The organism is Streptomyces sp. NPDC029836, from assembly GCF_055574495.1.
Genome location: NZ_JBVHZI010000006.1, coordinates 279,645 through 305,026, shown reverse-complemented (window position 1 = coordinate 305,026; position 25,382 = coordinate 279,645). Strand labels below are relative to the sequence as shown.

Genomic DNA, 25,382 nt, shown 5'->3' with positions numbered 1-25,382 from the left:
GAGGCCCGGCGCGGCTCAGCGCCAGGCGGCCAGGGCCTCGGGGACGCGCGGGCCCGGGGAGTCCTCGTCCAGCAGGCCCCGGGAGCGCAGGAAGGCCGTCACGGCCGGCGACCAGGCCTGGCGCAGGCCCGCCGAGGCCAGCAGCTCCGGGTCCGACAGCAGGGCCGTCGCCGGCCCGGTGCGGATGCCCGCCGGGGTCAGGACGGCCGCGTCGTCGGCCCAACGGACCGCGAGGTCCACGTCGTGGGTGGCCATCACCACCGTCGTGCCCGCCCGCCGCAGCCCCGCCAGGACGTCCAGCAGCCGTTCCTGGCCGTCCGGGTCCAGGCCGGCCGTCGGCTCGTCCAGGATCAGCACGCGCGGCGCCATCGCGACCGCGCCCGCGATGGCCGCGCGCTTGCGCTGCCCGTACGAGAGCAGGTGCGTGGGACGGTCCCGCAGCGCGGTGATGTCCAGGGCGGCCAGCGCCGAGTCGACCCGCTCGCGGACCTCCGGGGCGGCCAGCCCCAGGTTCATCGGACCGAAGGACACGTCCTGTTCGACGGAGGCCGCGAACAACTGGTCGTCCGGGTCCTGGACCACCAACTGCACCGACGTCCGCAGCCGGGTCAGACCGGTCCGGTCGTAAGCCACCACCGCCCCGTCCAGCCGCAGTTCGCCCGAGCCGGGCCGCAGGCCGCCGCTGAGCAGCCGCATCAGCGTGGTCTTGCCGCTGCCGTTGCGGCCCAGCAGGACCAGCGCACGGCCCGGCGCGATGGCGAAGTCCACGCCGGCGAGGACGGCGGGACCGTCCTCGTAGGCGTAGCCCGCGCCGACCAGCTCCACCAACGGGGTCACGGACACAGCTCCTTCAGTACGAGGGTCAGGCCGACCAGGGAGGCCGGCAGGGCGGCGGACGCCGCCAGGAACCGCCGGGACAGGGTCGCCTCGGGGACGAGCACCCGCAGCGCGCCGTCGTAGCCGCGCCCGGCCAGCCCCTCCTGGAGCCGGCCGGCGCGGTCGAAGGCCCGTACGAACGAGGTCGCCGCGAGCGCGGCCAGCGAACGCCACACCGCGGCCCGGTTCGTGTGCCCGAGGCGGGCCGCCTGGGCCCGGCGGACCTGGGCCATGGAGTCGAGCAGCAGGAACCCGATCCGGTACATGACCAGGGCCACGTCCACGACCGGGGCCGGCACCCCGGCGCGCACCAGCCGGGGCAGCACGTCGGAGACCGGGGTGGTGAAGGCGAACAGCAGCACCCCGAGCGAGGCCGCCGAGGTGCGCAGGAGCAGCTCGGCGGCGTGCCGGGGCCCGTCGGGGGCGAGCGAGACGAATCCCGACGGGCCGCCCAGGGACACCAGCAGCGGCAGCGCGCCCGTGCAGCAGAAGCCGAGCGGGACCCGGAAGGCCCGCCACAGCTGTCGGCCGGCCACCCCGGCGGGGCCGAGCAGCACCGCCAGGGTCGCCGCGGCGACCAGCGGCCCGCCGGGCCAGGGCGGCAGGCACACGGCGGTGACCGTCAGCCCCAGCCCCAGCAGGGCCTTCTCCAGGGGATGGCGGCGGCGCCAGCGACTGCCGTGCGCCGCCACGTCGATCGGCAGCACCGCGCTAGCGCTCCGCGCCGGCCGCGCCGGCCGTACCCGGGTCGGCGCCGGTCCCGGCGCCCGTCCCGCTCCCGCCGTCCGCCCCGGCCGCGAGCGCCGCGCCCTGGCGGCGCCCCTTGCGCACGCCGAAGTAGTACGCGAGCACGCCCGCGCCCAGCGCCGCCTGGAGGGCGAACAGGGCCGACTCGATCTCGCCCGAGGGGGGTTCGTACAGGGGGGAGAACCAGGGTTCGTAGTCCGGCTTCAGCTCGGTGATGGCCGCCTCCGCCTGCGCGTCGGCGCCGGCGAACGGCTCCTCCTTGCCGTCCCCGAGTCCCAGCGCGAGCGGGAGCACGGCCAGCGCCGCCACCAGGAGCAGCAGCAGGGTGTTGATCTTCGCGTTCCTGGTCATCGGGCCGCCGCCTCCTGCTTCGTCGTGGTACCGGTCAGCCGGGCGACGCCCAGGCGCACCAGGTCGGACCTGCTCGACTGCATCAGCAACCGCACCACGAGCACCGTCAGCAGCCCCTCGCTGATCGCGAGCGGGATCTGGGTGAGGGCGAAGATGCCCGCGAACTTCTCCAGCGCCCCGACGAACCCGCTGGCCGGGTCCGGGAACGCCATGGCCAGCTGGACGGAGGTCACGCAGTAGGTGACGAGGTCGGCGAAGAAGGCGCCGAAGAAGACGGTCACCATCAGCGGCACGTCGAACTTCTTCAGCAGCCGGTAGACCCCGTAGCCCGCCCAGGGGCCGGCGATGGCCATCGAGAAGACGTTGGCGCCGAGCGTGGTGAGCCCGCCGTGCGCCAGCAACAGGGCCTGGAACAGCAAGGTGATCGTGCCGAGGACCGCCATGATCGGTGGCCGGAACAGGATGGCTCCCAGTCCGGTGCCGGTGGGGTGCGAGCAACTCCCCGTCACCGAAGGGATCTTCAGGGCGGAAAGGACGAAGGTGAATGCTCCGGACGCCCCGAGCAACAGGGTGCTCTCGGGATTGGCCTTCACCTCGCGGGTGAGGGCGCGGACGCCGTGGACGACGAAGGGAGCGGATGCGGCGCCCCAGGCGACCGCGTGCAAAGGGGGCAGGAACCCCTCGGCTATATGCATGAGTAGAGAGACCTCTCCAGCACCTCGTGGATGGACGACGCGCCTCGGCCGGTCTCCTGGCTCACGGGTACTGATGCCCTGACTCCGCCTTCCCGGGGCCGTGCGGTCTCCCGCGCGGAACCCAGTGGCTTCCCGCAGGAATGGAGCCGGACTTCCCGATCACAGTGGCGAGGGCCGCACCGGTTTTCCACCGGTTTCCCGAACACCAAGGCCCGCTGACAGTAGTCGGCCGCGCGGACCGGTAACAACCCGGCCCCGCCGGCGGGGGTGACCCGGGCGGGTGCGGCCCGATGGCGGCCGGGGCGGGGGCGTCCTACCCGGCCGGCCTCGACCCGTGACGGCGAAGGGGGCCCGGGGTGTGCGACACCCCGGGCCCCCGACCGCGCGTCGGACCCGTCAGGTCAGCACGTGTTGGGGTGCGAGACGTCCACCACGACCCGTTCCGGGTTGTGCAGGACGGTGACGCCGTAGGTCGGCTTGGTGTCGAAGGCGGCGCCGAAGGTCACGTACCCCTCGTAGTCGCCCGTCATGGCGAGACCCTTGAGCTTGGACAGGTAGATCTTCTGGAGCCGGGGGCCCTGGTACACGTTCTGGCCCGCGTCGTCGTGCCCCGCGGCCGGGTTCAGGCGGATCTCCAGGAAGTACTTCCCGGCCAGCGGCACGGGCTTGCCCGAGCCGTCGTAGACCAGCTTGGGAACGGGGCTGACGTTGACCGTCGGGACGTAGCCCTGGAGGTCGATCACGATCCGGTCGAAGGTGCAGTGCCCGCCCCAGCGGGCGTTCACGACGAGCGGAGTCTGGGTGTTGGTGGTGGAAGCGGCGGCGGAGGCGGCGGTGGCCGGACCGGCGAGCGCGAGTCCGGCGGTGAGCAGCGCGCCCGTGGCCAGGGCCGCGATCCGCCGACGACGAGGACGAAGCAGGTGACGCATGACGTTCCCCCGATTCTTCAGAGACGGGGACAGGGTTGTCATCGGGTAGGACACCCGAGGGGCGCCCACGGTTGCACGCCGGCGCCGCCCCGTTTCCGCCCGCTGCGGAGGCCCGCGGCCGGCGCGGCGCGCCCGGCGGCCGGTCAGTGCGCCAGCAGGGCGCTCACCTCGGCGTCGAGGTCGTAGTGGCGGCGCTCCTGCCCGCGCGGGACCAGGGCGGTCATCCGGCGGCACAGCTCGCGGACGTCCTTGGCGCGGGCGGAGACCACGCAGTTCTGCAGGCCGTTGCTGAAGGCGAGGAGGACCCGCGGCTCCGAACCCTGTCGGCGGGGCCACACCTGTATGTCCCCCTCGCCCGTCGCGGTGGCCTCCCCGTCGAGCAACAGCTCCCGGGAGAACACCCAGCGCGCCAGGTGGACCCCCGCGCCGCGGAAGTCCACGGCCAGCTCGTACGGCCGGTCCGTGCGGTAGACGAAGACCCCCTGCAGGGGGACGGACGCGGGCGCCGCCTCCAGTCGGAGCGGCAGGACGCGGTGCTCGGTGACGGAGGTGTGCAACGGATGAGCCTTCCTCTCGAACGGGGTCTTCCGGGGCCCTTCCGGCACGCCGGCCGACCCCCTCGGCCCGGCCGGGCGCCGAAGGTCCCGAGCCGGACGGGCCCCTGGACCCGTCTTCGCCGCCCGCGGGCAGCCGCATGCCGACCAGGGCGGACGCCCCGGCGCCGAGCGCGCCGACCAGCAGCAGGGCCGCGTCCGGGTTGACGTACGGGGGCTCGCGGCGGTGACCGGTCCGACCAGCCCGACCGTGGTCGGGGCGGTCGGTTCGTGCCCATCGAATGACCGCGAGGCATGCGGGCTTGGAGCCCAGTGCGATGTTTCCACGCTTCCCCCCTCGCCGGTACGCGAGATCGTAGCCGCCCCCTGCGACGCCCCTGCCCCGCCCCTGGTTCCGTACGCGGAAGAGCCCGCCCTCCGGCGGGGAGGGCGGGCTCTCGGGGCGCGGCGGCGGGCGGCGCGGTCGCCGGGCGGTGGTTCCGCCCGTCACCATCGCCGCCGGCCGGTCAGGTCCGGTCGGCGCCGGTCAGCACTCGATGACGTTGACCGCGAGGCCGCCGCGGGCGGTTTCCTTGTACTTGACCTTCATGTCCGCGCCGGTCTCCTTCATGGTCTTGATGACCTTGTCGAGGGAGACCTTGTGGCTGCCGTCGCCGCGCATGGCCATCTTCGCGGCGGTGACGGCCTTCACGGCCGCCATGCCGTTGCGCTCGATGCAGGGGATCTGGACCAGGCCGCCGACCGGGTCGCAGGTCAGCCCCAGGTTGTGCTCCATGCCGATCTCGGCGGCGTTCTCCACCTGCTCCGGGGTGCCGCCCAGGACCTCGGCGAGGGCGCCGGCCGCCATCGAGCAGGCCGAGCCGACCTCGCCCTGGCAGCCGACCTCGGCGCCGGAGATCGAGGCGTTCTCCTTGAACAGCATGCCGATCGCGCCCGCCGCGAGGAGGAAGCGGACCACGCCGTCCTCGTCCGCGCCCGGCACGAAGTTCATGTAGTAGTGCAGGACCGCGGGCAGCACCCCGGCCGCGCCGTTGGTCGGGGCGGTCACCACGCGCCCGCCCGCCGCGTTCTCCTCGTTGACCGCCATCGCGTAGATGGTGGTCCACTCGCTGCGGTGCATCATCGGGTCGCCCTCGGTGCGCAGCTGGCGCGCCGTGGAGGCGGCCCGGCGCTTGACCCGCAGGCCGCCCGGCAGGATGCCCTCGCGGGACATGCCGCGCGCGACGCAGGCCTGCATGACCCGCCAGATCTCCAGGAGGCCCTCGCGGATCTCCTCCTCGGTGCGCCAGGCCTTCTCGTTCTCCATCATCAGGGAGGAGATCGACAGGCCGGTCTCGTTGGCGAGGCGCAGCATCTCGTCGCCGGAGCGGAAGGGGTACTTCAGCTCGGTGTCGTCGAGCTTGATCCGGTCCTCGCCGACCGCGTCCTCGTCGACGACGAAGCCGCCGCCGACCGAGTAGTACGTCTTCTCCAGGAGCGGGTTGCCGGCCTCGTCGTAGGCGAAGAGCGTCATGCCGTTCGCGTGGTACGGCAGCGAGCGGCGGCGGTGCAGGATCAGCTGGTTGGGCTCGTCGAAGGCGATCTCGTGGCCATCGCCTATCTCCGCCCCCAACAGCCGCAGCCGGCCGCTCTGCCGGATGCGCTCGACCTCGGCGTCGGCGCTCTCGACGTTCACCGTGCGGGGGGAGTGCCCCTCCAGGCCCAGCAGCACCGCCTTGGGCGTGCCGTGGCCGTGGCCGGTGGCGCCGAGGGACCCGAAGAGCTCCGCGCGGACGGAGGCGGTCTGGGCGAGGACGCCGTCCTTCTTCAGCCGCATGACGAACATGCGCGCCGCGCGCATCGGGCCGACCGTGTGGGAGGAGGACGGGCCGATGCCGATGGAGAAGAGGTCGAAGACGGAGATGGCCACTGGCGGACTCCCTTGTCTGCTCGTGGGGTGGGAGGGGGCAGGAGGTGGAGCGGTGTGCTGATCGAGCGGTGGGGTGATCAAAGGGCGGATCTGCGGATTTTGTCCGGTGGTCGAGCGTAACGCGTGCAGGTGAACGACTCTGCTGCCGGACGTGGCGCTCAGGCGTGGGCCGGCTCGCGTTCCGGTTCCGCCGCCGGGGCGACGGAGCCGTCCAGTACCGGGTCCGGGCCCGGCAGGCCCGCCCGGTGGGCCTTGACGCCCGCGTCCACGGCCCAGAAGTACGTGACGAGCGCCATGGCGGCGACGAGGGCGATGTCCAGCCCGCCCGGGAGGGTGCCCCGGCCGCCGAAGTCGGTGGAGCCCAGCCAGGACAGCAGGGACAGGGCTCCGAGGAAGAAGACGATCCACCAGGCCGGGGCGAACTGGCGGGAGAGGTTCCGCTCGCCCTTGCGGGAGAGCACGAGGGCGGCGATCGGGGCGGCCAGCAGGGTCAGCGCGGTGACGATGCCGGTGTTGGGCCACTTCGACCAGTAGAGGGCGCAGGCGGCGAAGACGAAGGTGAGCGGGCACATGACCTTCGCGGCGGGCAGCCGGAAGGGGCGGGGCAGACCGGGCTTGGTGCGGCGGAAGACGCCGACCGCGACGGGACCGATCAGGTACGAGATCACCATCGCGGCCGAGATGACCGGCGCCAGGGTCTTCCAGCTGTGGCCGACGGTCACCAGCAGCAGGACGGAGAACCCCAGGTTCAGCCACATCGCCGGGCGGGCGGTCCCGTACACGGGGTGCGTCTCCTTGAGTCGCCGGGGGAAGAAGCCGGTCTCGGAGAGGTTCTGGACCATGTAGGCGGCCGAGGCCACGTTGGCGATGTTGGAACCGGCGGGGGAGACGAAGGCGCCGAACTGGAGCATCACCACCACCCAGTGGATCATCAGCAGCTTGGCGAGGTCGGCGAACGGCGAGTTGAAGTTCACCCCGGACCAGCCGCCGGACTGCGCCAGGTGCTCCGGCGGTACGGCGCCCAGGAAGGCCACCTGGAGGGCGAGGTAGATGACCAGGCCCAGGGACAGCGCGCCGACCAGGGCGACCGGAATGGCCCGGCCCGGGTTCTTGGCGGCCCCGCCGAGGTTCACGACCGCCTGGAAGCCGTTGAAGGCGAAGACGACGCCCGAGGTGGTCACCGCCGTCAGGACGGCGGTCCAGCCGTTGGGCGCGAAGCCGCCGTGCGCGGAGAAGTTCTCGGTGTGGAAGCCGGAGGCGATCAGCGCGGCGACGGCGAGCACCGGGATGGCGAACTTGACCAGGGTCAGCGCCGCGTTGATCTTCGCCAGCAGCTGGACCGACCAGTAGCAGGACAGCCACAGCACGACGGTGAGCACCAGCGCGACGGCCGTGCCGAAGCCGGTCAGTTGGTGGGACCCGGCGTCCACCAGGTCCCGTGCCCAGCCGAAGCTCCAGGAGGACATGTACTGGGTCGCCGCGATCGACTCGATGGGGATCAGGGAGGCGACCGCGATCCACACCGCCCAGCCGGTGATGAAGCCGAGGACCGGGCCGTGCGAGATGGCCCCGTACCGGGCCATGCCGCCGGGGATCGGGTAGGCGGCGCCCACCTCGGCGTAGGACATGGCGATCATGCCGATGAACACGGCCCCGATCACCCAGGCGACGAGCGCCGCGGGGCCCGCGACCTGCGCTGCCGTGCCGGCACCGAAGAGCCAGCCCGATCCGAAGATCGAGCCGATGCCGATCATGATCAGCGCGAAGAGACTGAGTCCCTTCCGGTTCGCTGCGCTCATGTCCATGGGGAGGGTGTCCGTCCTGACGGGAATGCCGTGGCGTGCTGTCTTTATCGCGAGCCTATTTGCCACTTTTTGAACGTTTAAGAGGCGATGGGCGGCATCCGCCAAGGACATTGGTCATGAAAAGGGCCCGGCCTGTGGACAACACGGCCGGGCCCCCTCCTTCGGCTACAGCGACGGCTACAGCGACGGGTACAGCGGGAACTTCGCGGCGAGCGCCGAGACGCGCGCCTTCAGGTCCGCCGCGTCGTACTCCGGCTTCAGTGCCTGCGCGATGATCTCGGCGACCTCGGTGAAGGCCTCGGCGTCGAAACCGCGGGTGGCGAGCGCCGGCGTACCGATCCGCAGGCCCGAGGTCACCATCGGCGGCCGCGGGTCGTTCGGGATGGCGTTCCGGTTGACCGTGATGCCGACCTCGTGGAGGCGGTCCTCGGCCTGCCGGCCGTCGAGCTCCGAGTTGCGCAGGTCCACCAGGACCAGGTGCACGTCGGTGCCGCCGGTGAGGACGTCCACGCCCACGGCCTTGACGTCGTCCTGGACCAGACGGGCGGCCAGGATGCGCGCGCCCTCCAGGGTGCGCACCTGGCGCTCCTTGAAGTCCTCCGAGGCCGCGATCTTGAAGGAGACGGCCTTGGCCGCGATCACGTGCTCCAGCGGGCCGCCCTGCTGGCCCGGGAAGACCGCGGAGTTGATCTTCTTGGCCAGCTCCTGCGTCGACAGGATGACGCCGCCGCGCGGACCGCCGAGGGTCTTGTGCGTGGTGGTGGTGACGACGTGGGCGTGCGGCACCGGGTTCGGGTGCAGGCCCGCGGCGACCAGACCGGCGAAGTGCGCCATGTCGACCATCAGGTACGCGCCGACCTCGTCCGCGATGCGGCGGAAGGCGGCGAAGTCCAGCTGGCGCGGGTAGGCGGACCAGCCGGCGACGATCAGCTGCGGCTTGGACTCCTTGGCGAGGCGCTCGACCTCGGCCATGTCGACCTCGCCGGTCTCGTCGACGTGGTACGGGACCACGTTGTAGAGCTTGCCGGAGAAGTTGATCTTCATGCCGTGGGTCAGGTGACCGCCGTGGGCCAGGTTCAGACCCATGATCGTGTCGCCCGGCTTCAGCAGCGCGAACATCGCGGCGGCGTTCGCCTGCGCACCGGAGTGCGGCTGCACGTTCGCGGCCTCGGCGCCGAAGAGCGCCTTGATCCGGTCGATCGCGATCTGCTCGACGACGTCGACGTGCTCGCAACCGCCGTAGTAGCGGCGGCCGGGGTAGCCCTCGGCGTACTTGTTGGTCAGGACCGAGCCCTGGGCCTCCATGACGGCGACGGGAGCGAAGTTCTCCGACGCGATCATTTCCAGGGTGGACTGCTGGCGTACGAGCTCGGCGTCGACGGCGGCGGCGACGTCGGGGTCGAGCTCGTGGAGGGGCGTGTTCAGTACGGACATCGAAATCCCCTGGTGTCAGTTGTCGGAGTGGGTGAGCGCGGCGTACTCCTCGGCCGAGAGCACGTCCTTGGGCTCGTCCGAGAGGCGCACCTTGAACAGCCAGCCACCCTCGAACGGGGCCGTGTTCACGAGGGCCGGGTCGTCCACGACGTCCTGGTTGGCCTCGACGACCTCGCCGGAGACGGGGGAGTACAGGTCGCTGACCGACTTGGTCGACTCCAGCTCGCCGCAGGTCTCGCCCTCGGTGACGGTGTCGCCGACCTCGGGGAGCTGGGCGTAGACGACGTCACCGAGCGCGTTGGCCGCGAACTCCGTGATGCCGACCGTCGCGACGCCGTCCACGGCGTCCGACAGCCACTCGTGCTCCTTGGTGTAACGCAGCTGCTGGGGGTTGCTCATGACCTGATTCTCCTGGATGCGGGGGAGTGGATACGAACAGCGGTCTTGGATGCTGGGACGCCACGGGACGACCCCGTACGGGTGCCCGTACGGCCGTCCGTGCCGCGTTGCCGTGTGCGGAACTACTTCTGCCGCTTGTAGAACGGCAGGGCCACGACCTCGTACGGCTCATGCGTACCGCGAATGTCGACGCCGACGCCGGACGTGCCGGGTGCGGCGTGCTCCGCGTCGACGTACGCCATCGCGATCGGCTTGCCCAGCGTCGGGGACGGGGCGCCCGAGGTGACCTCGCCGATGACCTGCCCGTCGGCGACGACGGGGAAGCCGGCGCGCGGGACGCGGCGGCCCTCGGCGATCAGGCCGACCAGCTTGCGCGGCGCCTTCGTGGCGGCCTTCTCGGCGGCGGCCTCCAGCGCGGCGCGGCCGACGAAGTCACCCTCCTTCTCGAACTTCACGACCCGGCCCAGACCCGCGTCGAACGGGGTGAGGGAGGTGGTCAGCTCGTGCCCGTACAGCGGCATGCCCGCTTCCAGGCGCAGGGTGTCGCGGCAGGACAGGCCGGCCGGGACCAGGCCGACGCCCGCGCCCGCCTCGGTCAGCGCCTGCCACAGCGCCACCGCGTGCTCGGGGGAGACGAACAGCTCGAAGCCGTCCTCGCCCGTGTAGCCCGTACGCGCGATCAGCGCGGGCACGCCCGCGACGGTGCCCGGCAGGCCCGCGTAGTACTTCAGCCCGTCCAGGTCGGCGTCCGTGAGGGACTTCAGGATGCCGGGGGACTCCGGACCCTGGACGGCGATCAGCGCGTACGCGTCACGGTCGTCGCGGACCTCGGTGTCGAAGCCGGCGGCGCGCTCGGTGATCGCGTCCAGCACGACCTGGGCGTTGGAGGCGTTGGCGACGACCATGTACTCGGTCTCGCCGAGGCGGTACACGATCAGGTCGTCGACGATGCCGCCGTCCTCCTGACAGATGTGCGTGTAGCGGGCGCGGCCGACACCGACGGTCGAGATGTTGCCGACCAGCGCGTAGTCCAGCGCCTTGACGGCCTCGGGGCCGGTCAGGGTGATCTCGCCCATGTGCGACAGGTCGAACAGGCCGGCGCGGGTGCGCACGGCGTTGTGCTCGTCGCGCTCACTGGCGTACCGCAGCGGCATGTCCCAGCCCGCGAAATCGGTCATGGTCGCACCGAGCGAGCGGTGCAGCGCGTCGAGCGCGGTCAGGCGGGGGGCAGTGCTCATGGGTGTGGCTCCCGGGTCCCAGGGCATGACATGACGAGGACGATCCTCCCCATCTGTCATCGGAACCTGAGAGGTTCGCCGGGAGTTCCCGCGCGTACGGGTCAACTCCACGGTTTGCACCTTGGGTGGAGCACGCTCCGACGACCGTCGGGACGGTCGTGGCGCGGCTCGCTTTTCAGATCTGCCTCATCCACGCGGTACGGGGCCTGAGAGATTCAAGGGAGGTACTTGCTCCTTCGGCGCCCGGGCACGGCCTTGCGGCCCTGCCGGGACTCTCCCGCGCGGATTCAAGCGGCCGGTATGCAGTTGGTGTCCAGATGGCGCACATCATTGCACGGGACGTCCGGGACCGGGCGGCGGGGCCCGTGGGAAAGCCGAGAGCGGAACCGGGGGCGCCGGATTACCGTCTCTTTACACTCAGTGGGCATGGGGCTCGTGCGGCCCCGTTTCGGGGGGAGACGCTGTGCGGAGGTTCGGAGTGGTCACCACAACGGGACCCGTCGACGGAGGAACCGGGATCGACGCGGTCCCGGCCCAGCGGGCCGCGGGAGCGGCGCCGCGCGCCCTCGCGCAGGGCCTCGGCCCGGTCCGTGACCTGCGGGGATCCGCCGCGTGCGGCCCGCACCGGCTCGGCTTCGCGACGGGGGACATCGTCGTGGTGTCCGGCCTGCCCGGCGGCGGCAAGAGCACCCTGATCAAGCGCGCCACCGACGGCGGCGGCATCGACTCCCAGGACGCCCGCGAACGCTGGGAACGCCGGATGCCGGCCGCGCTGCCCTACGCCGCGTACCGGCCCCTCGTCCGCGTCGCCCACTACTGGGGCCTGTGGCGCAAGCTCAGCTCCGGTGAATCCGTAGTGGTCCACGACTGCGGCACCCAGAGCTGGGTGCGCGCTCTGCTCGCGACCGTCGCCCGCCGCCGCGACCGTTCGCTGCACCTGCTGCTGCTCGACACCACCGCCGAGGAGGCGCTGTCCGGCCAGGCGGCGCGGGGGCGCCGGGTGTCCGCGTACGCCTTCGCCTGCCACCGCGGCGCCGTCCGCCGGCTGCTCCGCGAGGCCGAGGCCGGCCGGCCGCCCGCGGGCTGCGCCTCGGCGACGCTGCTCGACCGCCGCTCGGCCGCCGCCGTGACCTCCATCGCCTTCCACGGCTGACTCCGACCGGCCCGCCCGCAGCCGATAGCCTCGGCAGCACATCGGCGCCACACGGAGGGCAGGGGTACATGCAGGGCAGCGGCTGGCCGGCGAACGAGTTGGAGCAGGTGCTCGGGGCGGCGCTCGGGCGGACGGACGCCGGGGAGCGGATCGTCGAGGTGCTCGGGCGCAGTCCGCTCTGGGTGCCGCTGCCCGAGGGCGGCGGCCCGGACCAGGGCAGCCTCAGCCTTCCCACGATGCTGATCGGCGGGGAGGCGTACGTCCCCGTCTACAGCTCGGAGGCCCAGTTCCGGTACTGCGCGGGACCCGGCATGGACTTCGTGATCGCCCCCGCCGTGGAGTTCGCCCGCGGCCTGCCCCCGCAGCTCGGCATCGCCGTGAACCCGGAGGGGGCCGTCGGGGTGCCGCTGCCGCCGGCCGCCGTCGCCGAACTGTGCCGGGCGGGCCGGGGGCCGCTCGACGGTCCGGCCACCGGGGGCCGGGTACGGCTCTTCGAGCCCGACTGGCAGGAGGACCCGGTCGACTTCCTGGCCGTCGCCGCCGAGGAGTTCCGCGGCACCGGCGTGGTCGCCGCCGCCCACCGCTGCCTGGCCAGCGTGGAGGGCGGGGCCCCCGAGCTGTACGTCGGTGTCCGGCTGGTGGGATGGGACCCCGAGTTCCGCGGCGCCCCGCTGGAGGCCCTCGGGCGGGCCCTGGCACGCGTACCGGTGCCCTGGACCGTGCAGTTGATCCTGCTCGACGCCGCCGAGGACCCGGTCACGGAGTGGATTCGTGAGCGCGTACGCCCCTTCTACCTTCCGTAGCGCCGCTTAAGCTGGGCGGTACGGGTGGACGACGGGCGGACGAAGAGGGGTACCGGGTGAGTGCGTCAGGCACGGCCGCGGCCGGGCAGGTCGAGCACATGCTGCGCCAGGTGACTCCCGGGCGCTATGAGAACTACGAGTCATTGCTGCACGGCCTCGCGGAGGGCCGGCTGTGGATGCTGCTGTGGCAGGGACAGCCGGGTTCGCCGGACGCCCAGTACGGCGGCATGGAGGTCGACGGGCTCGGCTACGCGCCCTGCGTGACCTCGCCGCAGGAACTGGCCGCCAGCGGCTGGAACCGCGGCTACGAGGTGGTCACCGGCCGGGACGTCGCCCGCGCCCTCTACCCGGACCGCTGGGGCCTGTGGGTCAACCCGCACGCCCAGGGCGGCGGCCTCGGCGTGCCGTGGGCCGACCTGCGTCGGATCGCCACCGGCCTGGACCGGATGCCGGCCGGCCCGTTGCGGCTCTCCGAGCCCTCCCTGGAGCTGCCGCAGTTCTACGGGCTGCTGACCCGCCACGCGCACCGCACGCCCGCCGTGCGCTCGCTGCGCCGCGCCTGGGTGCAACCTTCGCTGGGGTCGGCGTACCTCGCGGTGGGGCTCGACCTCTACGACGCCTCCGCGCCCGCGCTGGAATCCGTCCGCGAGATGATGCGGCAGTCCGTCGGGGCGGTGCCCGAGGGGGTGCCGGTCTGCACGGTCGCGCTGGCCGACGAGCACGACCCGGTGGCGATGTGGCTGCGCGCGCAGACCCGGCCGTTCTACGACCGGGAGGGTCAGGCGGCGGTCCACTAGCGGACGCCGGAGGCCGCCGGGACGCACCCGGAGGGCTTTCACCAGGTCACCTACAGGGAGAACGGGCAGCTGCCCGCCCTCTGGGACGGACCCCTTCGACGGACTTCGGGCCGCCGGGAACCACGGTTCCCGGCGGCCTTCGCGTTGTCCGGATTTCAACCCTGTTGGGCGCCCAATAGGCGCACTCCTCCAGTGAGTTGGGCGCGATGTCCGGTTAGGTACCGAACGGCCGGTCTTGCTCCGCTGAGGAGACAGTGGAGTCCGGATAACGGGAACCGACGCATCAGATCACGGTTGCGCATCCATTCATCTGCGGGTCTGGCGGCTGGTCGAGCGCCCGATGAAGACTCCCCACCCAAGAGCCGGTCAGTCCTCCAGGACCCGGTTCGGCACGTGGACTTCGCTTGTTGTTCCGCACGGCACTTTCCGCACTTCAGCTGCTCAGCACCCTGCACTCCGCACGCGTTCTGCGTGTACCACGCACTCCGAGCGCCACTCCGCACCAACGCCGCCACAGCGGCGGGCATGGGCCGGCTACCCGTCGGCCGAGAGGGGTCCCCACCACGATGACGGCACCACTGCATGACACGAGCGCGGAAACACCCGCACCCGTGTCCGTAGCCGACGTCCCTGCCAAAGCCATCGAAGGCCGTTCGCCCGGCCGCATCGCCTGGATGCGGCTCAAGCGTGACAAGGTCGCGCTGACCGGCGGCGTGGTCGTGATCCTGTTGATCCTGATCGCGGTGTTCGCCCCGCAGATCGTGAGCCTGTTGGGCCACCCGCCCAACGAGTTCCACGAGGACATGATCGACCCGGACCTGGGCACGCCGATCGGCTCCTTCGGCGGCATGAGCTCCGAGTTCCTGCTGGGCGTCGAACCGACCAACGGGCGCGACGTGTTCAGCCGGATCGTCTACGGCGCCCGCATCTCGCTGGTCGTCGCCTTCCTGGCGGCCTTCGTGTCGGTCGTCATCGGCAGCCTCCTCGGCGCGCTGGCGGGCTTCCTCGGCGGCTGGGTCGACGGCGTCATCAGCCGCCTGATGGACCTGCTGCTGGCCTTCCCGCAGCTGCTGTTCACCATCGCCCTGGTCTCGGTCGTCCCCAACTCCCTGCTGGGCTTCGAGGGTTCGGGCGTCCGGATGGGCGTACTGATCGTCGTCATCGGCTTCTTCGGCTGGCCGTACATCGGCCGCATCGTCCGCGGCCAGACGATCTCCCTGAGGGAGCGCGAGTACGTCGAGGCGGCCCGCAGCCTGGGCGCCGGTCGCGGCTACATCCTGATCAAGGAGCTGCTGCCGAACCTGGTCGCGCCGATCCTCGTCTACGCGACGCTGATCATCCCGACCAACATCCTGACGGAAGCGGCCCTCAGCTTCCTCGGCGCCGGCGTCAAGCCGCCCACCGCCTCCTGGGGAAAGATGCTGTCCGACGCCATCCCCATCTACCAGGACGACCCCATGTACATGGTGGTCCCGGGTATCACGATCTTCATCACCGTCCTGGCGTTCAACCTCTTCGGGGACGGGCTGCGTGACGCACTCGACCCCAAGGGCAGCTGAACCGCTTCTCGATTCACCCACCTTTGGAGGTTGGACCATAGTGATCCGCAGAAAGCAGGCACTCGCGATCACCGCCGTGATCGCCGCCCTGTCCCTGACCGCCGCGTGCGGTGGCGACGACGGCAAGGCCGAGGGCAAGGGCGGTGACGGCGGCGCCGCGTTCAACGCGGCCACCACCGGGCTCGTGAACCCCTCGGACGCCAAGGGCGGGGAGCTCAAGCTCTGGTCGCCGCAGGACGTCGACTACCTCGACCCGGCGCGTGCCTACTACGGCTTCGTGTGGAACATGCAGCGCCTGTACGTGCGCCAGCTGCTCGCGTACGACAGCAAGCCGGGCGAGGCGGGCACCAAGCTGGTCCCGGACCTCGCCGAGGCCCTGCCGGTGCTCAGCAACGACGGCAAGACCTACACCGTCAAGCTCAAGGACGGCGTCAAGTTCGAGGACGGCACGCCGGTCACCTCGAAGGACATCAAGTACGGCATCGAGCGCGTCTTCGCGCAGGACGTGCTGTCCGGTGGTCCGACGTACCTGATCGACATCCTCGACCAGGGCCAGAAGTACCCCGGCCCGTACAAGGACACCGACCCCAACAAGATGGGTCTGAAGTCCGTCGAGACGCCGGACGACAAGACGGTCGTCTTCAACCTGGCGAGCGCCAACTCCGACTTCAGCTACCTGCTGGCCATGCCGTCCTCCTCGCCGGTCCCGGCTGCCAAGGACACGGGCGCCACGTACACCAACAAGCCGCTGTCGACCGGCCCTTACAAGGTGGAGAGCTTCACCGCGGGCAAGGGCGCCACCTTCGTTCGCAACGAGCACTGGGACCCGAAGACCGACACGATCCGCAAGGGTCTGCCGGACAAGGTCTCCTTCACGGTGACGACCAACCCGGACGACATGGACCAGCGCCTGCTCTCCGGTGACATCGACCTCGCGGTCGACGGCACGGGCATGCAGCAGGCCGGCAAGAACAAGGTCCTGAAGGACCCCAACCTCAAGAAGAACGCGGACAACCCGTTCACGGGCTACATCCGCTACTTCGCCTTCCCGCAGACCGTCGCGCCGTTCGACAACATCGAGTGCCGCAAGGCCGTCATCTACGCCGCCGACCCGAAGTCGCTGCAGACCGCCCGCGGCGGCCCGACCAGCGGTGACCTCGGCGCCAACATGCTGCCGCCCGGCATCCCCGGCTCGGACAAGGCCTTCGACCCGTTCGGCCTGACGAAGGGCGAGCCCCAGGAGGCCAAGGCCAAGGAGGCCCTCGCGGCCTGTGGCAAGCCCGGTGGCTTCGAGACCACCATCGCCGTGCGCAACAACCGCGCCCCCGAGGTGAAGAGCGCGGAGTCCCTGCAGGCGGCCCTCGCCAAGGTCGGGATCAAGGCGACGATCGACCAGTACGACGGCAAGCTCTCCTCCTCCACGATCGGTTCGCCCGAGAACGTGAAGAAGAAGAACTACGGCATCATCGTGATGGGTTGGGGTGCCGACTACAACTCCGGCGCCGGCTTCCTCCAGCCGCTGGTCGACGGCTCGTTCATCCTGCCGAACGGCAACAACAACTACACCGAGCTGAACGACCCCGAGGTCAACGGTCTCTTCGACAAGGCCGCCTCCGCGGCCACGCCCGAGGCCGCCGCTCCGTTCTACACGGAGATCAACAAGAAGGTCATGGAGAAGGCGCTCTACCTGCCGATCAACTTCGACAAGGCCTTCGTCTACCACAACCCGCGTCTGACGAACGTCTACTTCAACGACTCCATGGGCAAGATCGACCTTGCCACGGTGGGCATCGCCGCCAAGTAGTCGCAGGCCAGGTTCAAAGCAACTCAGCACGCAAGTAAGTGCCTTCACCGCACATGCGCTAGTCCGAAGGGCAGGTGAAGGCCGCAGGCGGTGGCCGCCGTCCCCACGAGGGACGGCGGCCACCCGCCCCGGGCGGCCGACTGCAGTGCTCGTCTACCTCATACGGCGGCTGTTCAACGTCGCCGCCACGCTGCTGGTGGTCTCCGTGGTCACCTTCGGCATCTTCTTCGCGGTCCCGAAGCTGACCGGCAGCGATCCCGCGCTCATGTACGCCGGCCGCGAGACCAACGAGACCGCCCTGGCGGGCATCCGCGTGAAGATGGGCTTCGACAAGCCCATCTCCGAGCAGTACCTGCTCTTCCTCAAGGGCATCTTCGTCGGCCGCGACTACGACGGCGGCACGGATGTCACGCACTGCGCGGCGCCCTGCTTCGGGTACTCCTTCAAGACCGAGGCCCCCGTCTGGGAGACGATGATCGACCGCATGCCGGTCACCCTCTCGCTCGCCCTCGGGGCGGCCGTGATCTGGGTCATCGCCGGTGTGGCCACGGGCGTCGTCTCCGCGCTCAAGCGTCGTACCGCCATCGACCGGACCGTCATGGTCGGCGCCCTCGCCGGCGTCTCCCTGCCGATCTTCTTCACCGGCATGGTGGCCCCCGCGATCTTCGTCTACGGCCTCGGCTGGTTGGACGTCTCCAACTACCGACCACTCACCGAGGATCCACTGGCCTGGCTCAACAGCCTGATCCTGCCCTGGATCACCCTGGCCTTCCTCTTCGCCGCGACCTACGCCCGCATCACCCGGGCGACCATGCTCGAAGTGCTCGGCGAGGACTACATCCGCACCGCCCGCGCCAAGGGCCTCAAGGAGGGCGTGGTCATCCGCAAGCACGCCCTGCGCTCCACGCTCACCCCGATCGTCACCATGTTCGGCCTCGACCTCGGCGGACTCCTCGGCGGCGCGGTGCTCACCGAGACGACCTTCAACTTCCAGGGCCTGGGCACGGCCGCCGTGGCCGCCATCGGCGCCGGCGACCTCCCCGTGATCATGGGAGTGACCCTGCTCGCCGCGCTCTTCGTGGTGATGGCAAACCTGATCGTGGACCTGCTGTACGCCGTCATCGACCCGCGCGTGAGGCTGACGTGACCGAGACCCCCGCCTCCACCCCCACCGCCTCCGGCGGGCCCGCCTTCGTCCCCGAACAGGGCGGCCCGCGGGACGACGCGTACCTCTCCGTACGCGACCTGCGCGTGCACTTCCCGACCGACGACGGCCTCGTCAAGTCCGTCGACGGGCTCTCCTTCGACCTGGAACGCGGCAAGACCCTCGGCATCGTGGGCGAGTCCGGCTCCGGCAAGTCGGTGACCTCGCTGGCCATCATGGGCCTGCACCGCACCGGGAACGCCCGCAGCCGCCCGCACATCTCCGGCGAGGTCCGGCTCGACGGCGAGGACCTCGTCTCCGCCGCCGACGACCACGTGCGCAAGCTCCGCGGCCGCAAGATGGCGATGGTCTTCCAGGACCCGCTCTCGGCGATGCACCCGTACTACACGGTCGGCGCGCAGATCGTCGAGGCGTACCGCACCCACCACGACGTCGACAAGAAGACCGCCCGCAAGCGGGCCGTCGAGATGCTCGACCGGGTCGGCATCCCCGAGCCCCACCGGCGCGTGGACGGGTACCCGCACGAGTTCTCCGGCGGCATGCGCCAGCGCGCGATGATCGCCATGGCGCTCGTCAACAACCCCGAGCTGCTCATCGCGGACGAGCCGACCACCGCCCTGGACGTCACCGTCCAGGCGCAGATCCTGGACCTGATCCGAGACCTGCAGAAGGAGTTCGGCTCCGCGGTCATCATGATCACGCACGACCTGGGCGTGGTCGCCGAGATGGCCGACGAGATCCTCGTGATGTACGGCGGCCGGTGCGTCGAGCGCGGTACCGCCGAGAAGGTCTTCTACGAGCCCCGGCACCCCTACACCTGGGGCATGCTCGGCTCGATGCCGCGCATCGACCGCGACCAGACCGAGCGCCTCATCCCGGTCAAGGGTTCGCCCCCCAGCCTCATCAACATCCCGAGCGGCTGCGCCTTCAACCCGCGCTGCCCCTACGCCGACGTCCCCAAGGGCGGCATCACCCGCACCCAGCGGCCCGAGCTGGTCCAGGACGACAGCCGGCACTGGTCCGCCTGCCACATGTCGCAGGACGAGCGGACCCGGATCTGGACCGAAGAGATTGCGCCGAAGCTGTGACCGACGACATGAAGAAGGACGCCGCGCAGGGCACCGCGACGGACCCCGCCGGGCCCGGCGCCAAGGGGTCCGGGGCGGAGCCGCTGCTGCGGGTCACCGGGCTGGTCAAGCACTTCCCGATCAACAAGGGACTGCTGCGCCGGCAGGCCGGGGCGGTCAAGGCCGTGGACGGCATCGACTTCGACGTCCGCCGCGGTGAGACCCTCGGCGTCGTCGGCGAGTCCGGCTGCGGCAAGTCCACGATGGGCCGACTGATCACGCGCCTGCTGGAGCCGACCGGCGGCACCGTCGAGTTCGAGGGGCGCGACATCACGCACCTCGGGGTCGCCGGGATGCGTCCGCTGCGCCGCGACGTGCAGATGATCTTCCAGGACCCGTACGGTTCGCTGAACCCGCGGCACACCGTCGGCACCATCGTCGGCGCCCCCTTCAAGCTCCAGGGGGTCTCCCCGGAGGGCGGGCTCAAGGCCGAGGTGCAGCGGCTGCTGTCGCTCGTGGGCCTCAACCCCGAGCACGTCAACCGCTACCCGCACGAGTTCTCGGGCGGCCAGCGCCAGCGCATCGGCATCGCCCGGGCCCTGGCCCTGAACCCGAAGCTGGTCGTCGCCGACGAGCCGGTGTCCGCGCTGGACGTGTCGATCCAGGCCCAGGTGGTCAACCTGCTGGACGACCTCCAGGAGGAGCTCGGCCTCACGTACGTGATCATCGCGCACGACCTGTCGGTGATCCGGCACGTCTCGGACCGCATCGCGGTGATGTACCTCGGCAAGATCGTGGAGCTGACCGACCGCAAGTCGCTCTACGAGAACCCGATGCACCCGTACACCAAGGCGCTGCTGTCGGCCGTGCCGGTGCCGGACCCGCGGCGGCGCGGCGCCAAGAGCGGACGCATCCTGCTCAAGGGCGACGTGCCCTCGCCGATCTCCCCGCCGAGCGGCTGCCGCTTCCACACCCGGTGCTGGAAGGCCACGCAGATCTGCATGACGCAGGAGCCGCCGATGCTGTCCCTGGCCACCGGCCACCAGGTCGCCTGCCACCACCCCGAGAACGCCCCGGACCAGGCTCCGGGCGACAAGGCCCTGCCCGGCGCGGCGGACGCGGTGATATCGGTCGCGGAGTAGCGGACGAGACCGGCACCACCGATGGAGCGGGGCCCCCGGGACACGTCCCGGGGGCCCCGCTCCGTTTCCGGGCGACAATGACGGGGTGCTCCACGATCTCTTCCCGCCCGGCGTCCAGCACGCCCTGGACCTCGCGGGCATCTTCGTCTTCGCCACCGCGGGCGCGCTGCTCGCCGTACGCAAGAACTTCGACGTCTTCGGCATCGCCGTGCTCGCCCTGGTCACCGCCCTCGGCGGCGGCCTGCTGCGCGACCTGTGCATCGGCGCCGTCCCACCGGCCGCCTTCGGGGAGCTGAGCTTCTTCGTCACGCCGCTGATCGCGGCCGCGCTCGTCTACTTCCTGCACCCCGAGGTCCAGCGCATCAACCGGGCCATCAACGTGTTCGACGCCGCCGGCCTCGGCCTGTTCTGCGTGACGGGCACGACCAAGGCGTACGAGTACGGCCTCGGGCTGACCGCCTCCGCCGCGCTCGGCCTGGCCACGGCGGTCGGCGGCGGCGTGCTGCGCGACGTACTGGCCAACGAGGTGCCGTCGCTGCTGCGCGACCGGGAGATGTACGCCGTGCCGGCCGTGGTGGGTGCGGCCATGGTGGCCCTCTTCATCGCGTTCGACATGCTGAACGCCGTGACGACCGGCCTCGCGATCGTCACCACCTTCGTGCTGCGTCTGCTCGCCATGCGCTACCACTGGCGGGCGCCGCTGGCCTGGAACCGGCGTTCGTCGGTGGCCGAGGAGCCGTAGGCGGGGGCGGCGGGGCGGCCGGAACGGGCGCGGAAACAGCGGCGGGGCGGCCCGGACCTGGGCGCGGAAACAAAAGCTACCGCTTAGTAGCCCTCCGGTGTACCGTCGTTCCATGGCATACGCAGCGGCCCAGGCCTCCATCGGCGACAGCGAATTCGACCGCGACACCGGCATCTCCCCCCGCGCGGGAGAGCCCGGCGCGTACGACGCGGAACTCTCCGCCGGCTGGACGATCATCACCGCCGTCAACGGCGGCTACCTGCTGGCCCTGGTCGGCCGTGCCCTGTCGGCCGCCCTGCCGCACCCGGACCCCTTCACCGTCTCCGCGCACTACCTGACCTCCTCGGTGCCCGGCCCCGCCGTCATCCGCACCCAGGTCGTCCGCGTCGGCCGCACCCTGTCCACCGGCCAGGCCTCGCTGTTCCAGTTCGACGAGAACGGCGCCGAGGTCGAGCGCATCCGCGTCCTCGCCTCCTACGGCGACCTCGCCGCGCTGCCCGACGCCGTGCACACCGCCGCCGTACCGCCCGCCTTCCCCGCGTACGAGGACTGCCTCGGCGCCGAGGCGGGCCCCGCCCCCATCCCCGGCAGCTCCGCCATCGTCGACCGCCTCCGGCTGCGGCTGGACCCGGCGACCGCCGGCTGGGCCGTCGGCGCGCCCTCCGGCAAGGGCGAGATGCGGGCCTGGTTCGAGCTGGCCGACGGCCGCGACCCCGACCCGTTCTCGCTGCTCCTCGCGGTGGACGCGCTGCCGCCGACCGCCTTCGACCTCGGGCTGGTCGGCTGGGCCCCGACCGTCGAACTGACCACCCACATCCGCTGCCGCCCCGCCCCCGGTCCGCTGCGGGTCTCCATCACCACCCGCAACATGGCGGGCGGCTTCCTGGAGGAGGACGCCGAGGTCTGGGACTCGGCGGACCGGCTTGTGGCCCAGTCCCGCCAGCTCGCGCGGGCCCCGCGGTAGGGCTCCCGACGCCGCCGGCCGGCGGGGGCCGTACGGTGACCCGCCGCCCGCCGGGGAGCCGGCGCCCGGGGGACTCGTAGAATCGGGGGATCATGGCCTACCTCGACCACGCCGCCACCACCCCGATGCTGCCGGAGGCCGCTGCGGCGATGACCGCGCAGTTCGCCGCCACGGGTAACGCGTCCTCCCTCCACGCCGCCGGCCGCCGCGCCCGCCGCACCGTCGAGGAGGCCCGCGAGGCCCTCGCCGAAGCCCTCGGAGCCCGGCCGAGCGAGGTGGTGTTCACCTCGGGCGGCACCGAGGCCGACAACCTCGCGGTCAAGGGCCTGTACTGGGCCCGCCGCGACGCCGAACCCGCCCGGACCCGGGTCCTCGCCAGCCCCGTCGAGCACCACGCCGTCCTCGACGCCGTGCACTGGCTCGCCGAGCACGAGGGCGCGCGCGTCGAGTACCTGCCCGTCGACCGGTACGGCCGGGTGCGTCCCGAGGCGTTCCGGGAGGCCGTCGAACGCGACCCGCACGACGTGGCCCTGGCCACCGTCATGTGGGCCAACAACGAGATCGGCACCGTCATGCCGGTCCGCGAACTGGCGGGGATCGCCCGCGAGTACGGGATCCCCCTGCACTCGGACGCCGTCCAGGCCTTCGGGCAGCTCGACGTCCGCTTCGGCGACAGCGGCCTCGCCGCCATGACCGTCAGCGGGCACAAGATCGGCGGCCCGTACGGCATCGGCGCGCTGTTGCTCGGCCGCGACCAGAGCCCCGTCCCCGTGCTGCACGGCGGCGGGCAGGAACGGCACGTCCGCTCCGGCACCCTCGACGTACCGGCCGTCGCCGCCTTCGCGGTGGCCGCCGTACTCGCCGCCGAGCGGCGGGAGCGGTTCGCGGCGGAGGTCGGCGCCCTGCGCGACGAGCTGATCGCCGCCGTGCTGCGGGCCGTCCCCGACGCCGTCCTCGGCGGCGACCCCGACGACCGGCTCCCGGCCAACGCCCACTTCAGCTTCCCGGGCTGCGAGGGGGACTCCCTGTTGCTGCTCCTGGACGCGCAGGGCATCGAGTGCTCCACCGGCTCCGCCTGCACCGCCGGCGTCGCCCAGCCGAGCCACGTCCTGCTGGCCACCGGCACCGACCCGCAGCTGGCCCGCGGCACGCTGCGGTTCTCCTTCGGCCACACCTCCACGAAGGAGGACGTCGCCGCGGTCGCCGCCGCCATCGGCCCCGCCGTCACCCGAGCCCGCACGGCCGGCCTCAGCTGACCCCCCGCCCCTCGGCGCGGCCTCAGCCCGGTCCGCCTCATACGCGACCCGGTCGGGGGTCAGCCCTTGGGCGTGGCGGCCAGGGCTTCGGCGGTCATGCGGAGGTAGCGGTCCCAGTCCCAGTGGCGGCCCGGGTCCGTGTGGTCGGCACCCGGAACCTCGGAGTGGCCCACCAGGTGCTCCCGGTCGACGGGTATGTCGTAGCGCCGGCAGATGTCCGCCGCCAGCTTCGCCGAGGCCGCGTACATCGCGTCCGTGAAGTCCTGCGGCCGGTGCACGAAGCCCACGTGCTCGATGCCGACGCTGCGCTCGTTCATCGAGCGGTTGCCCGCGTGGTAGGCCACGTCCAGCTCGCGCACCATCTGCTCGATGTGGCCGTCCTGGCGCACGATGTAGTGCGCCGACGCCTTGTGCCACGGGTTCTTGAACGCGTCCACCGAGGAGGCGAAGCCTCCCTGTGTGACGTGCACGACGATCCGGTCCACCCGGTAGTCGTCCGGCCGGTCGGCCAGCCGCCAGTTCGCGGGCGACGCCGCCGTCCAGCTCGCGCCCACGTGGTCGAGCTCGCCCTCCTTGCGGGGCTTGGACACCCCCGGCATCAGCCACCAGGCCCGGCCGATCTCCTCGCGCCCGACGACCGCCGCCGCCGCGAGGACGCCGAGCCCGCCGAAGAGCACCGCCCTGCGGGTCCTGCGCGCCGGTTTCCCGGCCTTGTCCGCCTGCTCCGTCATGTGATCCACCCCCCACAGCCGATAACGCGCCGTGACCCCGCTCGGTTCCCCGTACCCTGGACGGTGCTATGACTCAGAACCTGCCGCGCACCGCCCGTCCCCTTCGCGTCCTGGCCGCCATGTCCGGCGGCGTGGACTCCGCCGTCGCCGCCGCCCGCGCGGTCGAAGCCGGGCACGACGTCACCGGCGTCCACCTGGCGCTCTCCGCGAACCCGCAGTCCTTCCGGACCGGGGCCCGCGGCTGTTGCACCATCGAGGACTCCCGGGACGCCCGCCGCGCCGCCGACGTCATCGGCATCCCGTTCTACGTGTGGGACCTCGCCGAGCGCTTCCGCGAGGACGTCGTCGAGGACTTCATCTCCGAGTACGAGGCCGGCCGCACCCCGAACCCCTGCCTGCGCTGCAACGAGAAGATCAAGTTCGCGGCGCTGCTGGACAAGGCCCTCGCCCTCGGCTTCGACGCCGTCTGCACCGGCCACTACGCCACCGTCGTCCTGAACGAGGACGGCTCCCGCGAGCTCCACCGCGCCTCCGACATGGCCAAGGACCAGTCGTACGTCCTCGGCGTGCTCGACGAGAAGCAGCTCGCCCACGCCCTCTTCCCGCTCGGTGACACCCTCACCACCAAGGAGGAGATCCGGGCGGAGGCCGAGGAGCGCGGTCTGGCCGTCGCGAAGAAGCCCGACAGCCACGACATCTGCTTCATCGCCGACGGCGACACCCAGGGCTTCCTCGCGAACCGCCTCGGCAAGGCCGAGGGTGACATCGTCGACGAGAGCGGGGAGAAGGTCGGCACCCACGAGGGCGCCTTCGGCTTCACCATCGGCCAGCGCAAGGGCCTGCGCATCGGCCACCCCGCCGCCGACGGCAAGCCGCGCTACGTCCTCGACATCTCGCCGGTGAACAACACCGTCACCGTCGGACCCGTCGAGGCGCTCGACGTCGGCGCGCTCACCGCGATCCGGCCCCGCTGGTGCGGCTCCACGGCCGCCGCCCCCGGCACCTACACCGCGCAGCTGCGCGCCCATGGCGGTGAGACCGAGGTCTTCGCCGAGCTCGTGGACGGCGAGCTGCGCGTCGCCTTCACCGAGCCGGTCCGCGGCGTCGCCCCGGGCCAGGCGATCGTGCTCTACGACGGCACCCGCGTCGTCGGCTCCGCCACCATCGCGACGACGACCCGGGCCGCGGCCGCCGTCTGAGGCGGGCGCGGTCCGGGTCGTACGGTCGTCGGGTCCGCGCGGTCCTAGGGGCCGCCGCGGGTC

At 71.7% G+C, this 25,382-nt stretch carries 24 protein-coding genes and 2 riboswitches; of the genes, 12 read left to right on the top strand and 12 right to left on the bottom strand.

The window, feature by feature from the left end; translation table 11 throughout:
- Positions 1–15: 15 nt before the first annotated feature.
- The 11 genes from ACZ4XJ_RS20085 to gcvT form a co-directional block, all read right to left on the bottom strand.
- Positions 16–843: an energy-coupling factor ABC transporter ATP-binding protein gene (locus ACZ4XJ_RS20085; RefSeq protein WP_362880248.1), complete on the bottom strand. Its 828-nt coding sequence runs from the start codon at positions 841–843 to the stop codon at positions 16–18.
- The gene (gene cbiQ, locus ACZ4XJ_RS20080) at positions 834–1,583 is read right to left on the bottom strand and encodes a cobalt ECF transporter T component CbiQ (RefSeq protein ID WP_468496908.1); all 750 of its coding nucleotides are present in this window, start codon (positions 1,581–1,583) and stop codon (positions 834–836) included. The genes ACZ4XJ_RS20085 and cbiQ overlap by 10 nt, the downstream gene beginning before the upstream one ends.
- A gap of 4 nt (positions 1,584–1,587) precedes the next feature.
- Positions 1,588–1,974 carry an energy-coupling factor ABC transporter substrate-binding protein gene (locus ACZ4XJ_RS20075; RefSeq protein WP_362880251.1) on the bottom strand — a complete coding sequence of 129 codons (387 nt, stop codon included), beginning with the start codon at positions 1,972–1,974 and terminating at the stop codon, positions 1,588–1,590.
- Entirely contained in the window at positions 1,971–2,669 is a 699-nt protein-coding gene (locus ACZ4XJ_RS20070; RefSeq protein WP_362880253.1) for an energy-coupling factor ABC transporter permease, read from the bottom strand. The genes ACZ4XJ_RS20075 and ACZ4XJ_RS20070 overlap by 4 nt, the downstream gene beginning before the upstream one ends.
- Positions 2,670–2,698: 29 nt before the next feature.
- A riboswitch (cobalamin riboswitch) is annotated at positions 2,699–2,894 on the bottom strand.
- A gap of 176 nt (positions 2,895–3,070) precedes the next feature.
- Complete coding sequence (locus ACZ4XJ_RS20065; protein WP_468496907.1) at positions 3,071–3,598, bottom strand: AMIN-like domain-containing (lipo)protein; 528 nt, start codon at positions 3,596–3,598, stop codon at positions 3,071–3,073.
- A gap of 143 nt (positions 3,599–3,741) precedes the next feature.
- Positions 3,742–4,155: an SsgA family sporulation/cell division regulator gene (locus ACZ4XJ_RS20060; protein WP_362880256.1), complete on the bottom strand. Its 414-nt coding sequence runs from the start codon at positions 4,153–4,155 to the stop codon at positions 3,742–3,744.
- A gap of 523 nt (positions 4,156–4,678) precedes the next feature.
- Positions 4,679–6,061 (bottom strand): L-serine ammonia-lyase, encoded by a 1,383-nt coding sequence (locus ACZ4XJ_RS20055; protein WP_362880258.1) that lies wholly within the window; start codon positions 6,059–6,061, stop codon positions 4,679–4,681.
- A gap of 158 nt (positions 6,062–6,219) precedes the next feature.
- Positions 6,220–7,866 carry an APC family permease gene (locus ACZ4XJ_RS20050; RefSeq protein ID WP_468496906.1) on the bottom strand — a complete coding sequence of 549 codons (1,647 nt, stop codon included), beginning with the start codon at positions 7,864–7,866 and terminating at the stop codon, positions 6,220–6,222.
- A gap of 177 nt (positions 7,867–8,043) precedes the next feature.
- Positions 8,044–9,300, bottom strand: a complete 1,257-nt coding sequence (gene glyA / locus ACZ4XJ_RS20045; RefSeq protein WP_468496905.1) for a serine hydroxymethyltransferase — start codon at positions 9,298–9,300, stop codon at positions 8,044–8,046.
- A gap of 15 nt (positions 9,301–9,315) precedes the next feature.
- Positions 9,316–9,699 carry a glycine cleavage system protein GcvH gene (gene gcvH / locus ACZ4XJ_RS20040; RefSeq protein WP_362880262.1) on the bottom strand — a complete coding sequence of 128 codons (384 nt, stop codon included), beginning with the start codon at positions 9,697–9,699 and terminating at the stop codon, positions 9,316–9,318.
- Positions 9,700–9,821: 122 nt separating this feature from the next.
- Positions 9,822–10,937: a glycine cleavage system aminomethyltransferase GcvT gene (gcvT, locus tag ACZ4XJ_RS20035; RefSeq protein ID WP_362880264.1), complete on the bottom strand. Its 1,116-nt coding sequence runs from the start codon at positions 10,935–10,937 to the stop codon at positions 9,822–9,824.
- A gap of 185 nt (positions 10,938–11,122) precedes the next feature.
- A riboswitch (glycine riboswitch) is annotated at positions 11,123–11,227 on the bottom strand.
- A gap of 188 nt (positions 11,228–11,415) precedes the next feature.
- On the opposite strand from gcvT, the gene ACZ4XJ_RS20030 reads away from it, so the two are divergent.
- The 11 genes from ACZ4XJ_RS20030 (at position 11,416) to ACZ4XJ_RS19980 (ending at position 23,389) form a co-directional block, all read left to right on the top strand.
- The gene (locus tag ACZ4XJ_RS20030) at positions 11,416–12,090 is read left to right on the top strand and encodes an AAA family ATPase (protein ID WP_362880265.1); all 675 of its coding nucleotides are present in this window, start codon (positions 11,416–11,418) and stop codon (positions 12,088–12,090) included.
- Positions 12,091–12,158: 68 nt separating this feature from the next.
- Positions 12,159–12,893, top strand: coding sequence for an enhanced serine sensitivity protein SseB (locus ACZ4XJ_RS20025; protein WP_362880267.1), 735 nt, complete (start codon positions 12,159–12,161; stop codon positions 12,891–12,893).
- A 56-nt stretch (positions 12,894–12,949) separates the two neighbouring features.
- Positions 12,950–13,690: an enhanced serine sensitivity protein SseB C-terminal domain-containing protein gene (locus tag ACZ4XJ_RS20020; RefSeq protein ID WP_362880269.1), complete on the top strand. Its 741-nt coding sequence runs from the start codon at positions 12,950–12,952 to the stop codon at positions 13,688–13,690.
- Between the two features lie 566 nt (positions 13,691–14,256).
- Positions 14,257–15,249 (top strand): ABC transporter permease, encoded by a 993-nt coding sequence (locus ACZ4XJ_RS20015; protein ID WP_362880271.1) that lies wholly within the window; start codon positions 14,257–14,259, stop codon positions 15,247–15,249.
- A 40-nt stretch (positions 15,250–15,289) separates the two neighbouring features.
- On the top strand, positions 15,290–17,053 hold the full coding sequence (locus ACZ4XJ_RS20010) for an ABC transporter substrate-binding protein (RefSeq protein ID WP_468496904.1): 1,764 nt from the start codon (positions 15,290–15,292) through the stop codon (positions 17,051–17,053).
- A gap of 145 nt (positions 17,054–17,198) precedes the next feature.
- The gene (locus ACZ4XJ_RS20005; protein ID WP_362880273.1) at positions 17,199–18,200 is read left to right on the top strand and encodes an ABC transporter permease; all 1,002 of its coding nucleotides are present in this window, start codon (positions 17,199–17,201) and stop codon (positions 18,198–18,200) included.
- A 98-nt stretch (positions 18,201–18,298) separates the two neighbouring features.
- On the top strand, positions 18,299–19,306 hold the full coding sequence (locus ACZ4XJ_RS20000; RefSeq protein WP_468496975.1) for an ABC transporter ATP-binding protein: 1,008 nt from the start codon (positions 18,299–18,301) through the stop codon (positions 19,304–19,306).
- An 8-nt stretch (positions 19,307–19,314) separates the two neighbouring features.
- Positions 19,315–20,427: an ABC transporter ATP-binding protein gene (locus tag ACZ4XJ_RS19995; protein ID WP_468496974.1), complete on the top strand. Its 1,113-nt coding sequence runs from the start codon at positions 19,315–19,317 to the stop codon at positions 20,425–20,427.
- A gap of 85 nt (positions 20,428–20,512) precedes the next feature.
- Positions 20,513–21,169, top strand: coding sequence for a trimeric intracellular cation channel family protein (locus tag ACZ4XJ_RS19990; protein ID WP_362880275.1), 657 nt, complete (start codon positions 20,513–20,515; stop codon positions 21,167–21,169).
- Between the two features lie 112 nt (positions 21,170–21,281).
- On the top strand, positions 21,282–22,133 hold the full coding sequence (locus tag ACZ4XJ_RS19985; RefSeq protein ID WP_281208048.1) for a thioesterase family protein: 852 nt from the start codon (positions 21,282–21,284) through the stop codon (positions 22,131–22,133).
- Positions 22,134–22,225: 92 nt separating this feature from the next.
- On the top strand, positions 22,226–23,389 hold the full coding sequence (locus ACZ4XJ_RS19980) for a cysteine desulfurase family protein (RefSeq protein ID WP_468496903.1): 1,164 nt from the start codon (positions 22,226–22,228) through the stop codon (positions 23,387–23,389).
- 59 nt (positions 23,390–23,448) lie between these two features.
- Here ACZ4XJ_RS19980 and ACZ4XJ_RS19975 read toward each other — a convergent pair whose 3' ends face one another.
- On the bottom strand, positions 23,449–24,120 hold the full coding sequence (locus ACZ4XJ_RS19975; RefSeq protein ID WP_468496902.1) for an N-acetylmuramoyl-L-alanine amidase: 672 nt from the start codon (positions 24,118–24,120) through the stop codon (positions 23,449–23,451).
- A 68-nt stretch (positions 24,121–24,188) separates the two neighbouring features.
- Here ACZ4XJ_RS19975 and mnmA point away from each other — a divergent pair, with 68 nt between their 5' ends.
- Positions 24,189–25,319, top strand: a complete 1,131-nt coding sequence (gene mnmA, locus ACZ4XJ_RS19970) for a tRNA 2-thiouridine(34) synthase MnmA (protein WP_468496901.1) — start codon at positions 24,189–24,191, stop codon at positions 25,317–25,319.
- Positions 25,320–25,382 lie beyond the last annotated feature (63 nt).

Bases quoted from the DNA above. Each gene is read 5' to 3' on its own strand.
- ACZ4XJ_RS20075 (WP_362880251.1), bottom strand. From the start codon at position 1,974: ATGACCAGGAACGCGAAGATCAACACCCTGCTGCTGCTCCTGGTGGCG.
- ACZ4XJ_RS20070 (WP_362880253.1), bottom strand. From the start codon at position 2,669: ATGCATATAGCCGAGGGGTTCCTGCCCCCTTTGCACGCGGTCGCCTGG.
- ACZ4XJ_RS20065 (WP_468496907.1), bottom strand. From the start codon at position 3,598: ATGCGTCACCTGCTTCGTCCTCGTCGTCGGCGGATCGCGGCCCTGGCC.
- ACZ4XJ_RS20050 (WP_468496906.1), bottom strand. From the start codon at position 7,866: ATGGACATGAGCGCAGCGAACCGGAAGGGACTCAGTCTCTTCGCGCTG.
- glyA (WP_468496905.1), bottom strand. From the start codon at position 9,300: ATGTCCGTACTGAACACGCCCCTCCACGAGCTCGACCCCGACGTCGCC.
- gcvH (WP_362880262.1), bottom strand. From the start codon at position 9,699: ATGAGCAACCCCCAGCAGCTGCGTTACACCAAGGAGCACGAGTGGCTG.
- gcvT (WP_362880264.1), bottom strand. From the start codon at position 10,937: ATGAGCACTGCCCCCCGCCTGACCGCGCTCGACGCGCTGCACCGCTCG.
- ACZ4XJ_RS20025 (WP_362880267.1), top strand. From the start codon at position 12,159: ATGCAGGGCAGCGGCTGGCCGGCGAACGAGTTGGAGCAGGTGCTCGGG.
- ACZ4XJ_RS20015 (WP_362880271.1), top strand. From the start codon at position 14,257: ATGACGGCACCACTGCATGACACGAGCGCGGAAACACCCGCACCCGTG.
- ACZ4XJ_RS19995 (WP_468496974.1), top strand. From the start codon at position 19,315: ATGAAGAAGGACGCCGCGCAGGGCACCGCGACGGACCCCGCCGGGCCC.
- ACZ4XJ_RS19985 (WP_281208048.1), top strand. From the start codon at position 21,282: ATGGCATACGCAGCGGCCCAGGCCTCCATCGGCGACAGCGAATTCGAC.
- ACZ4XJ_RS19980 (WP_468496903.1), top strand. From the start codon at position 22,226: ATGGCCTACCTCGACCACGCCGCCACCACCCCGATGCTGCCGGAGGCC.
- ACZ4XJ_RS19975 (WP_468496902.1), bottom strand. From the start codon at position 24,120: ATGACGGAGCAGGCGGACAAGGCCGGGAAACCGGCGCGCAGGACCCGC.
- mnmA (WP_468496901.1), top strand. From the start codon at position 24,189: ATGACTCAGAACCTGCCGCGCACCGCCCGTCCCCTTCGCGTCCTGGCC.